This window comes from Streptomyces sp. (assembly GCF_035563135.1).
Taxonomy (GTDB): domain Bacteria; phylum Actinomycetota; class Actinomycetes; order Streptomycetales; family Streptomycetaceae; genus Streptomyces.
In genome coordinates this window covers 1-9,622 of sequence record NZ_DATMVN010000655.1, presented here as the reverse complement: position 1 = coordinate 9,622, position 9,622 = coordinate 1, and the positions used below count along the sequence as shown (strand labels likewise).

Sequence of the window (9,622 nt, the reverse complement as noted above, 5' to 3'; positions counted from 1 at the left end):
CACGAACCGGCCGTGCCGCGAACCGGCCGTGCCGCGAACCGGCCGTGCCGCGAACCGGCCGTGCCGCGAACCGGCCGTGCCGCGAACCGGCCGTGCCGCGAACCGGCCGTGCCGCGAACCGGCCGCGAGGCCGAGCCTCCTGTGCGCTACGGCAGTGCGATCCCCGTAACGATCCCGTCCAGCGCGTGCGCACAGACGCAGTCACGGTCCTCGTCCGCGGGCAGAGCGGCCACCGCGTCGAAGAGCACCGATCGCAGCCGGTCCACATTGGCCGCGAACACCTCCAGGACCTCCGCGTGGTTGACGCCCTCCCCGGCCTCGGCCCCCGCGTCCAGGTCCGTCACCAGCGTCAGCGTCGTGTAGCAGAGGTTCAGTTCACGGGCGAGCACCGCTTCCGGGTGCCCCGTCATCCCGACGACCGACCAGCCCATCGCCGCGTGCCAGCGCGACTCCGCGCGGGTCGAGAAGCGCGGGCCCTCGACCACGACCAGGGTCCCGCCGTCCACGGGTTCCCAGCCGCGTCCGCGCGCCGCCGCCAGGGCCGCCTTGCGTCCTTCGGAGCAGTACGGGTCGGCGAAGCCGAGGTGCACCACGTTCGGCCGGGACCCGTCGGGCAGGGGCTCACCGTCGTAGAACGTCTGTGTGCGGGCCTTGGTGCGGTCGACCATCTGGTCCGGTACGAGCAGGGTGCCCGGCCCGTACTCCGGCCGCAGACCGCCGACCGCACAGGGGCCCAGGACCTGGCGTACGCCGACGGAACGCAGGGCCCAGAGGTTGGCGCGGTAGTTGATCCGGTGCGGGGGGAGGTGGTGGCCGCGGCCGTGGCGCGGGAGGAAGGCCACCCGGCGGCCCGCGATTTCTCCCAGGAAGAGGGAGTCACTCGGTGCCCCGTACGGGGTGTCGACCTGGACCTCGGTCACGTCCTCCAGGAAGGAGTAGAAACCCGAACCGCCGATGACACCTATTTCCGCTGTACCCGTCTCTGCGTTCACCATGCGGTCACACTAACCGCCCGCGCACGACCGGGACCCCGCCGAGTCGATCAGCGGGGTCCGGGTGAAACGTGTGGGTGCGCGGGGCCTCAGGCGGCCGACGTGCCGCTCGACGACGTGGAAGAAGCCGAGGACGACGCCGAAGCGGCCGGCTTGGCGTCCGGCTTCGACGAGGAGGACCCGGTGGACGAGTCGGACGTCTTGGCGGACGACGACGTGGCCGGCGTGCTGCTCGACGAGGAGCCGCGGCTGTCGTTCCGGTAGAAACCGGAACCCTTGAAGACGATGCCGACGGCCGAGAACACCTTCTTGAGGCGTCCCTCGCAGTTCGGGCACACGGTCAGGGCGTCATCGGTGAACTTCTGCACCGCTTCGAGGCCCTCGCCGCATTCGGTGCACTGGTACTGATAGGTCGGCACTTGCTCCTCCTGGCACTCTCACTCGATGAGTGCTAACGACGCTCCATACTGACGTATTCCGAGCGATCAGTCCACTGCGACCGGCTCGCGGTGACCGATCCCACGTGCCTGGGCCCGTCCTCCGGGCGGGGGCGCCAGCCGTGAACGCAGCGCCAGCAGGGTCGCCAGCGCCAGTGCCGTACCGGCCAGCGGGACCACGAAACCGGTGCTCGCGCCATGGGCGTCCGCGAGCTGTCCGGCCACCGTGACGGCCGCCGCCTGGCCGAGTGCCACGGCACCCGTCAGCCAGGTGAAGGCCTCGGTCCGGGCGGATGCGGGCACCAGGGCGTCGACCAGGGTGTAGCCGCTGATCAACGCGGGGGCGATGCACAGCCCGACCAGCAGCCCGAGTCCCGCCAGCAGCGGTACGGAGTGCACGGCCCAGAGCCCGGAAGCGGTCAGTGTCAGGGCCACGTAGCCGACGATCAGCCGGCGGCGCGGGCTGCTCTTCCAGGCGATGGCCCCGCAGGCGATGCCGGCCAGCATGTTGCCGGCCGCGAAGATCCCGTAGAGCAGCCCGTTCACACCGGGCCGGCCGATCTCCTCGGAGAACGCCGTCAGGGAGACCTGCATGCCGCCGAAGACGGAACCGATGCCCAGGAAGGTGACCGCGAGGACGCGCACCCCGGGTACGGAGAGCGCCGAGCGGTGCGGCTCGGCCGCCGTGGCGGAGGCCCGGGGAGCGGGCTGGGTGGAGCGCTGGGCCGCGAACAGGAGGCCGCCCAGGAGCGTCAGAGCCGCCTCGGCGATCAGGCCGGCCGCCGGGTGTACGCCGGTGCACAGCGCCGTCGCGAGCACGGGGCCCACGACGAAGGTGAACTCGTCCGTCACGGACTCGAAGGCGGCGGCCGTGGTCATCAGCGGGGAGGCCGGGCGTCCGGGGGCGGCGCCGAGCCGGGCCGCCCAGCGGGCCCGCACCATGGGACCGATCTGCGGGACGGAGGCGCCGGTGGGCACCGCCGCCAGGAACAGGACCCACAGGGGAGCGTCCGCCAGGGCGAGTGCCGTGAGGGCGCCCACGGAGGCGGCGTGCGCCAGCACGCCGGGCAGGAGCACGGCGCGCTGGCCGAACCGGTCGGCGAGCCTGCCGGTCTGCGGCGCGAACAGGGCCATGGAGACGCCGGAGGCGGCGGCCACGGCGCCCGCGCTGCCGTACGAACCGGTGGTGTGCTGGACGAGGAGCACGATGCCGATGGTCAGCATCGCGAAGGGCTGCCGGGCGGCGAAGCCCGGGAGGAGGAAGGTCCACGCACCCGGGGTGCGCAGCAACTGCCCGTAACCGGGGCGGTCGGAGACCGTGGACGCCACGGTCCTTGCCTTTCTGCCGCCTGGTGGCCGTGTCCCCCGGGGCTGTCCGCACCGGGGTGCGGGGAGCGTGCGGGAGCTGCCGAGAGCTGTCCTCTTCGCGCGGGACTGCGGTAGATGCCGGGCGCTCGCTCCAGAGGCGAAGGCGCCACGACCGCCATACGGTCGCGCCAGCTCTGCATCAGACAGAGTTGGTCGATCAGGTTCGAATCGTGTGGATCATAAGATCCGGTCCTTCATCTTACAGGTTCCTGCCCCCGCGGGCCTGCGATTGCCCGCAGGGGCTCCCCGGGTCAGTGGTGGGCCCGTCCGCGTCCGCTGCCTGTCTTCTCTCCCGGCCGCTTCTCGCCGCCCCTGCCCCGCTTCCTGGCCGGTTGCGCGAGGTGCGGCACGCCCGCCGAGCCCTTGTTCTGCCGGCCCGCACCGCCGTTGTTCTGCCGGCCCGCACCGCCGGTGCCCAGCCAGCCGGCCAGCTTGCCGCCCTCGCCGACCGCGCGCAGCCGTGCCTCGGTCGCGTCACGCACGGGGTCGGTCGCGACGACCAGCAGCTCGTCCCCGCGGCGCAGCACGGTTGAGGGTGCGGGGACGAAGCTGTTCCCTTCCCGTACGACGAGGGTGACCGCGGCCCCGGCGGGCAGCCGGAGCTCCGCCACCTCCACGCCGTGCATCCTGGACCTGCCGGGAACGGCGACGGACAGCAGATGGCCGCGCAGCCGCTCCAGGGGAGCCGACTCGATGCCGAGGTCCGCGGTTTCGGACGGGTCCTCGGAGATCTTCAGGGCCTTGGCCAGCCAGGGCAGTGTCGGCCCCTGGATCAGTGTGTAGACGACGACGAGCACGAAGACGATGTTGAAGACCCGGGTGCTGCCCTCGATCCCGGACACCATGGGGATGGTCGCCAGGATGATGGGGACGGCGCCGCGCAGTCCGGCCCAGGACATCAGGGCCTTCTCACGCTCGGGCAGGCGGAACGGCGCGAGGCTGATGAAGACCGACAGCGGCCGGGCCACGGCGGTGAGGACCAGTCCCACGACCACGGCGGGCCAGAAGTCGGCGATCAGGTCGTGCGGGGTGACCAGCAGGCCGAGCAGGACGAACATGCCGATCTGCGCCAGCCAGCCGAGCCCGTCGGCGAAGCCCCGGGTGGCGGGCCAGTGCGGCAGCTTGGAGTTGCCGAGGACCATCGCGGCCAGATAGACGGCCAGGAAGCCACTGCCGTGGGCCATGGCGCCGGCGGCGTACGCGGAGACGGCGATGGCCATCACGGCGATGGGGTAGAGCCCGGACGCGGGCAGGGCCACATGGCGGATGCCGAAGGCGCCCAGCCAGCCCACCGCGAGGCCGATCGCGGCGCCGATGGCCAGCTCCAGGGCTATCTCGCCGACGAGTACGTACCAGTGCTCCACGGGGCCGACGGCGGAGAAGGCCACCACCAGGATGACCACGGGGGCGTCGTTGAAGCCGGATTCGGCCTCCAGGACACCGGTGATCCGGGAGGGGAGCGGAACCTTGCGCAGGACGGAGAAGACGGCTGCCGCGTCGGTGGAGGAGACGACGGCGCCGATGATCAGGGCCTGCCGCCAGTCGAGGCCGACGAGGTAGTGCGCCGCGCTCGCGGTGACGCCCACGCTGATGCCCACGCCGACGGTCGACAGCGCGGCCGCCGCCGGCAGTGCGGGTCTGACTTCTTTCCACTTCGTGCCCAGCCCGCCCTCGGCCAGGATGACGACCAGGGCTGCGTAGCCGATCACCTGGGTCAGCTCGGCGTTGTCGAACTCGACGTCGAAGATGCCGTCCTGCCCCAGGGCGATCCCGATGCCGAGGTACAGGAGCAGGCTGGGGAGCCCGCTGCGGGACGAGATGCGCACGGCAGCCACGGCGACCAGCAGGACGACCGAGCAGACGAGCAGAAGTTCGTTGAGCGCGTGGACAGTCAGGGTCCGTTCCTTCCCTGCGTACGCCTTCCGGATCGGCCTCCGGCGGCCACTACTTCGTTACCTTACCTAATCTTTAACGCTTTCTTGACGCCTTCGAGTGCCCGTGCGAACCGGTGCGCAAATGGATGCATCCCCATACCGCGTCCGAGTGGCTTCGGCGGGGCGCCTATGGTTGCTCCAGCACTCCCAGGACCACCCTGCCCCTCGAAGGACAGCGATGCCCGCCAACACAACCGCCCCTCCCGGGTCTTCCGATGCGAAGAAGACCGGCAGGAAGAAGGGGCGACGCGCCCGCCTGTTCGTGATCGTCCTGGTGCTGGCGCTTGTCGCGGGTGTCGGGTACGGCGCGTACTGGTCCGTCTCCACGGTCCGGGCCTCGCACCCGCAGACCACCGGCTCGATCGACCTCAAGGGTCTGTCCGGCGACGTCGACGTCAGGCGCGACGACTACGGGATCCCGCAGATCTACGCGGACACCGACAGCGACCTCTTCCGCGCCCAGGGCTACGTGCAGGCCCAGGACCGCTTCTGGGAGATGGACGTACGCCGTCACATGACGTCCGGCCGCCTCTCCGAGATGTTCGGCGCGGGCCAGGTCGAGACCGACTCCTTCCTGCGCACGCTGGGCTGGCACAAGGTCGCGCAGAAGGAGTACGACGAGGTTCTGGACGAGGACACCAGGAAGAACCTCCAGGCGTACGCGGAGGGGGTGAACGCGTATCTGGACGGCAAGGACGGCAAGGACCTCTCCGTCGAGTACGCGGCGCTCGGGCTCACCAACGACTACAAGCCCGCCGAGTGGACCCCGGTCGACTCGGTCGCCTGGCTGAAGGCGATGGCCTGGGACCTGCGCGGGAACATGCAGGACGAGATCGACCGCTCGCTGATGACCAGCAGGCTCAGCGAGAAGCAGATCGAGGCCCTCTACCCGGACTACCCGTACGAGAAGAACAAGCCGATCGTCGAGCAGGGCGGGGTCTCCCCGGTCACCGGGAAGTACGACCCGCAGGCCGAGCCGTCGGGCGAGTCCGGTTCGCAGACCGTCGAGGGCGCGACCGAGGGCCTGAACGCCCAGCTCTCCGCGCTCTCCGACACCCTGGACGAGATCCCGGCGCTGCTCGGTCCCAACGGCAACGGCATCGGCTCGAACTCCTGGGTGGTCTCCGGTGAGTACACGACGACCGGCAAGCCGCTGCTGGCCAACGACCCGCACCTGGCGCCGCAGCTCCCCTCGCTCTGGTACCAGATGGGCCTGCACTGCCGTCAGCTCTCGGAGACCTGCCGGTACGACACGGCGGGCTACACGTTCTCCGGGTTGCCCGGTGTGATCATCGGTCACAACCAGGACATCGCCTGGGGCTTCACCAACCTCGGGGCCGACGTCACCGACCTCTTCCTGGAGAAGGTCTCGGCCGACGGCTACCTGTACGACGGCAGGACCGAGCCCTTCATCACCCGCGAGGAGACCATCAAGGTCGCGGGCGGGAAGAGCAGGACGATCACCGTCCGCGAGACCAACAACGGTCCGCTGGTCTCCGACCGCAGCGATGAGCTGGAGAAGGTCGGCAAGAAGGCTCCCGTGGGCACCTCCGCGCCCGACCGCGGCGACGGCTACGGGGTCTCCCTGAAGTGGACGGCGCTGGAAGCCGGCAAGTCCATGGACGCGGTGTTCGAGCTCAACCGGGCCAAGGACTTCGAGAGCTTCCGGAAGGCGGCTGCCGACTTCGAGGTGCCGTCGCAGAACATGATCTACGCGGACACCGAGGGCAACATCGGCTACCAGGCGCCGGGCAGGATCCCGGTCCGCAAGCAGGGCGACGGTACGACGCCGAGCCCCGGCTGGAGCCCGAAGTACGGCTGGGAGGAGGAGTCCATCCCCTTCGACGAGCTGCCGTACGAGTACAACCCGAAGCGCGGTTACATCGTCACCGCCAACCAGGCGGTCATCGGTGACGACTACGAGCACATGCTCACCGAGGACTGGGGCTACGGCGCCCGCAGCCAGCGCATCAACGACCTGATCCAGAAGAAGATCGACGGCGGCGAGAAGATCTCGACCGACGACATGCAGACGATGCAGATGGACAACCAGAGCGCGATCGCCGCGAAGCTGGTGCCCGAGCTGAAGAAGATCAACATCTCGGACAAGTACGTCCGCGAGGCACAGAAGCTGCTGGAGGGCTGGGACTTCACCCAGGAGCCCGACTCGGCTGCCGCCGCCTACTTCAACGGTGTCTGGCGCAACATCCTCAAGCTGGCCTTCGGCGACAAGCTCCCCAAGGAGATGCGGGCCAAGGGCGACTGCGTCTACGTCGAGCCGGTCGCCGGAACCGGCCCGGTGGACGAGCAGGACAAGCTCGTGCGCGAATGCGGCCAGCGCGCCCCCGAGGCCGCGCAGCCGGACGGCGGCGACCGCTGGTACGAGGTGGTCGAGAGCATCCTGGACGACCAGGACAACGAGTGGTGGAAGGTCCCGGCCAAGGGGCGCGAAGCGGCCGTCGACAGCCGGGACGAGCTCTTCGCCCGCGCCATGGAGGACGCCCGCTGGGAGCTGACCGCCGAGCTCGGCAAGGACATCACCACCTGGAGCTGGGGCAGGCTGCACCAGCTGACCCTGCGCAACCAGACGCTCGGCACCGAGGGTCCGGACCTTCTGCAGCGGGCCCTCAACCGGGGCCCCTGGGACCTCGGCGGCGGTGAGGCGGCGGTCAACGCCACCGGCTGGAACGCGGCCGGGGGTTACGAGGTCATCTGGGTCCCGTCGATGCGGATGGTCGTCAACGTCGGCGACTGGGACAAGTCCCGCTGGATCAACCTCACCGGCGCCTCCGGGCACGCGTTCAGCGCGCACTACACCGATCAGACCGACAAGTGGGTCGACGGCGAACTGCTCGACTGGTCCTTCGGCGAGGACGCGGTGAAGGAGTCCACCGTCGACACCTTGACGCTCAGGAAACCCTAGGCCGGTCCCGGCCCCCGGGCGGGAAGCGCCGCGTTCCGGCAGGCGTGACCACGGCATCCACGGGGTGGTCGTGCGGTTCCTCGGGAACCCGCGCGACCACCTCGTCGTCGTGGAGCAGGACGACCAGGGCGGGGTGCGCCCCCGCCGCCGCGAGCCGGGCCAGCACCCTGTCGTAGCTGCCGCCGCCGCGCCCCAGCCGCATCCCGCGCCCGTCCACGGCCAGCCCCGGCAGCAGCACCACGTCCGCGTCCAGGACGGCCTGCGGTCCGAGGCGTACGCCGTCCGGCTCCAGCAGCCCACGGCCGGCGGGTCCGAGGTGCTCCGCGCCCTCGAACACGGCCCAGTCCAGGTCGTTGTCCGCCATGAGCACCGGCAGCAGCACGCGGACGCCCCGTGCTCGCAGAGCGTCCAGGAGTGCGTGGGTCCCCGGTTCGCGCCCCACGGAGACATAGGCCGCCACGGTTTCGGCGGCGGCCAGTTCGGGAAGATCCGCAGCGGCCGCGGAGAGAACCGCGGCGGTCCTCCTGACGTCCTCCGGGGTGAGAAGCGCTCGCGCGGCGAGCAGCTCACGCCGTAGAGCTGCTTTTCGGGACATGTCATGGTTCAACGGGTGCTCGCATAGTTCGTCTATGTGGATGTATGAGAACGAAGTTAACCGGACGCTCATGTTCCGCCCATACGTACCGGTTACAGTGCTGCGCATGACTCAGTCGCGCCCCAGGATCAGCAAAGCTGTCATCCCAGCTGCAGGTCTCGGCACCCGGTTCCTGCCGGCCACCAAGGCCACTCCCAAGGAGATGCTGCCTGTCGTCGACAAGCCCGCCATCCAGTATGTCGTCGAGGAAGCGGTCACCGCGGGTCTCTCCGACGTACTGATGATCACCGGTCGCAACAAGCGTCCCCTGGAGGACCACTTCGACCGGAACTACGAGCTGGAGTCCGCGCTGACCCGCAAGGGGGACGACGAACGGCTCTCCAGGGTCCAGGAGTCCAGCGACCTGGCCACCATGCACTACGTGCGCCAGGGAGATCCGCGCGGCCTCGGGCACGCCGTCCTCTGCGCCGCGCCGCACGTCGGGGACCAGCCGTTCGCCGTCCTCCTCGGTGACGACCTCATCGACCCGCGCGACCCTCTCCTCGCCCGGATGGTCGAGGTCCAGGAGCGCGAGGGCGGCAGCGTCGTCGCCCTGATGGAGGTCGACCCCGCGCAGATCCACATGTACGGCTGCGCGGCCACCGAGGCGTCCACCGACAGCGATGTCGTCCGGGTCACCGGACTCGTGGAGAAGCCCGACCCCGCCGACGCCCCCAGCAATCTCGCCGTCATCGGCCGCTATGTCCTGGATCCCGGGATCTTCGACATACTGCGCCGGACCGAGCCCGGACGGGGCGGCGAGATCCAGCTCACCGACGCCCTCCAGCTGCTGGCCGAGGACGAGGAGGTCGCCGGGCCCGTGCACGGCGTCGTCTTCAAGGGCCGCCGCTACGACACCGGTGACCGGGGCGACTATCTGCGTGCCATTGTCAGACTCGCGTGCGAACGTGAGGACCTGGGCCCGGACTTCCGGACCTGGCTGCGCAGTTACGTCACCGAGGAGTTGTAGAGAGTTTGAGCAGCACGATCTGGTCGGTGGACGAGCACCTGGACGACATCCTCGCCGCGGTGAAGCCGCTCGAACCCATCGAGTTGCAGCTGCCCGACGCCCAGGGCTGCGTCCTGGTCGAGGACGTCATGGTGGAAGTCGCCCTGCCGCCCTTCGACAACAGCTCGATGGACGGGTACGCCGTCCGGATCTCCGATGTCGAGGGCGCCAGCGAGGAGTTCCCCGCCGTCCTCACGGTCGTCGGCGACGTCGCGGCGGGCGACGGGGGCCTGGCCGGCGGCCGGTCCGTCGGTCCGGGCGAGGCCGCCCGCATCATGACCGGTGCTCCGCTGCCCGCGGGCGCCGAGGCGGTCGTCCCGGTCGA

Annotated in this window: 7 protein-coding genes and 1 pseudogene; 3 read left to right on the top strand and 5 right to left on the bottom strand. The window is 70.2% G+C overall.

The genetic code is table 11. From position 1 onward, the window contains the following. Positions 1–146: 146 nt before the first annotated feature. From VN520_RS29285 to VN520_RS29270, 4 genes are all read right to left on the bottom strand, one after another. Positions 147–995, bottom strand: coding sequence for an S-methyl-5'-thioadenosine phosphorylase (locus VN520_RS29285; RefSeq protein WP_325749966.1), 849 nt, complete (start codon positions 993–995; stop codon positions 147–149). A gap of 86 nt (positions 996–1,081) precedes the next feature. Further along, positions 1,082–1,411 (bottom strand): FmdB family zinc ribbon protein, encoded by a 330-nt coding sequence (locus tag VN520_RS29280; RefSeq protein WP_325749965.1) that lies wholly within the window; start codon positions 1,409–1,411, stop codon positions 1,082–1,084. Positions 1,412–1,477: 66 nt separating this feature from the next. Continuing rightward, positions 1,478–2,758, bottom strand: a complete 1,281-nt coding sequence (locus VN520_RS29275; RefSeq protein ID WP_325749964.1) for an MFS transporter — start codon at positions 2,756–2,758, stop codon at positions 1,478–1,480. A gap of 290 nt (positions 2,759–3,048) precedes the next feature. Next, the gene (locus tag VN520_RS29270; protein WP_325749963.1) at positions 3,049–4,632 is read right to left on the bottom strand and encodes a potassium/proton antiporter; all 1,584 of its coding nucleotides are present in this window, start codon (positions 4,630–4,632) and stop codon (positions 3,049–3,051) included. 277 nt (positions 4,633–4,909) lie between these two features. Between VN520_RS29270 and VN520_RS29265 the strand changes: the two genes are divergently transcribed. Next, entirely contained in the window at positions 4,910–7,654 is a 2,745-nt protein-coding gene (locus tag VN520_RS29265) for a penicillin acylase family protein (RefSeq protein WP_325749962.1), read from the top strand. On the opposite strand, the gene VN520_RS29260 is transcribed toward VN520_RS29265, so the two are convergent. After that, positions 7,641–8,249 (bottom strand): 5-formyltetrahydrofolate cyclo-ligase, encoded by a 609-nt coding sequence (locus tag VN520_RS29260; protein ID WP_325749961.1) that lies wholly within the window; start codon positions 8,247–8,249, stop codon positions 7,641–7,643. The two genes, VN520_RS29265 and VN520_RS29260, sit on opposite strands and share 14 nt — an antisense overlap. 106 nt (positions 8,250–8,355) lie before the next feature. Here VN520_RS29260 and galU point away from each other — a divergent pair, with 106 nt between their 5' ends. Both galU and VN520_RS29250 read left to right on the top strand, forming a co-directional pair. Beyond that, positions 8,356–9,258, top strand: a complete 903-nt coding sequence (galU, locus tag VN520_RS29255) for a UTP--glucose-1-phosphate uridylyltransferase GalU (RefSeq protein WP_325749960.1) — start codon at positions 8,356–8,358, stop codon at positions 9,256–9,258. 5 nt (positions 9,259–9,263) lie between these two features. Continuing rightward, a pseudogene (locus tag VN520_RS29250) lies at positions 9,264–9,622 on the top strand (molybdopterin molybdenumtransferase MoeA); the annotation flags it as partial.

Coding starts and splice junctions, on each gene's coding strand:
- VN520_RS29285 (WP_325749966.1), bottom strand. CDS start 995: ATGGTGAACGCAGAGACGGGTACAGCGGAAATAGGTGTCATCGGCGGT.
- VN520_RS29265 (WP_325749962.1), top strand. CDS start 4,910: ATGCCCGCCAACACAACCGCCCCTCCCGGGTCTTCCGATGCGAAGAAG.
- VN520_RS29260 (WP_325749961.1), bottom strand. CDS start 8,249: ATGTCCCGAAAAGCAGCTCTACGGCGTGAGCTGCTCGCCGCGCGAGCG.
- galU (WP_325749960.1), top strand. CDS start 8,356: ATGACTCAGTCGCGCCCCAGGATCAGCAAAGCTGTCATCCCAGCTGCA.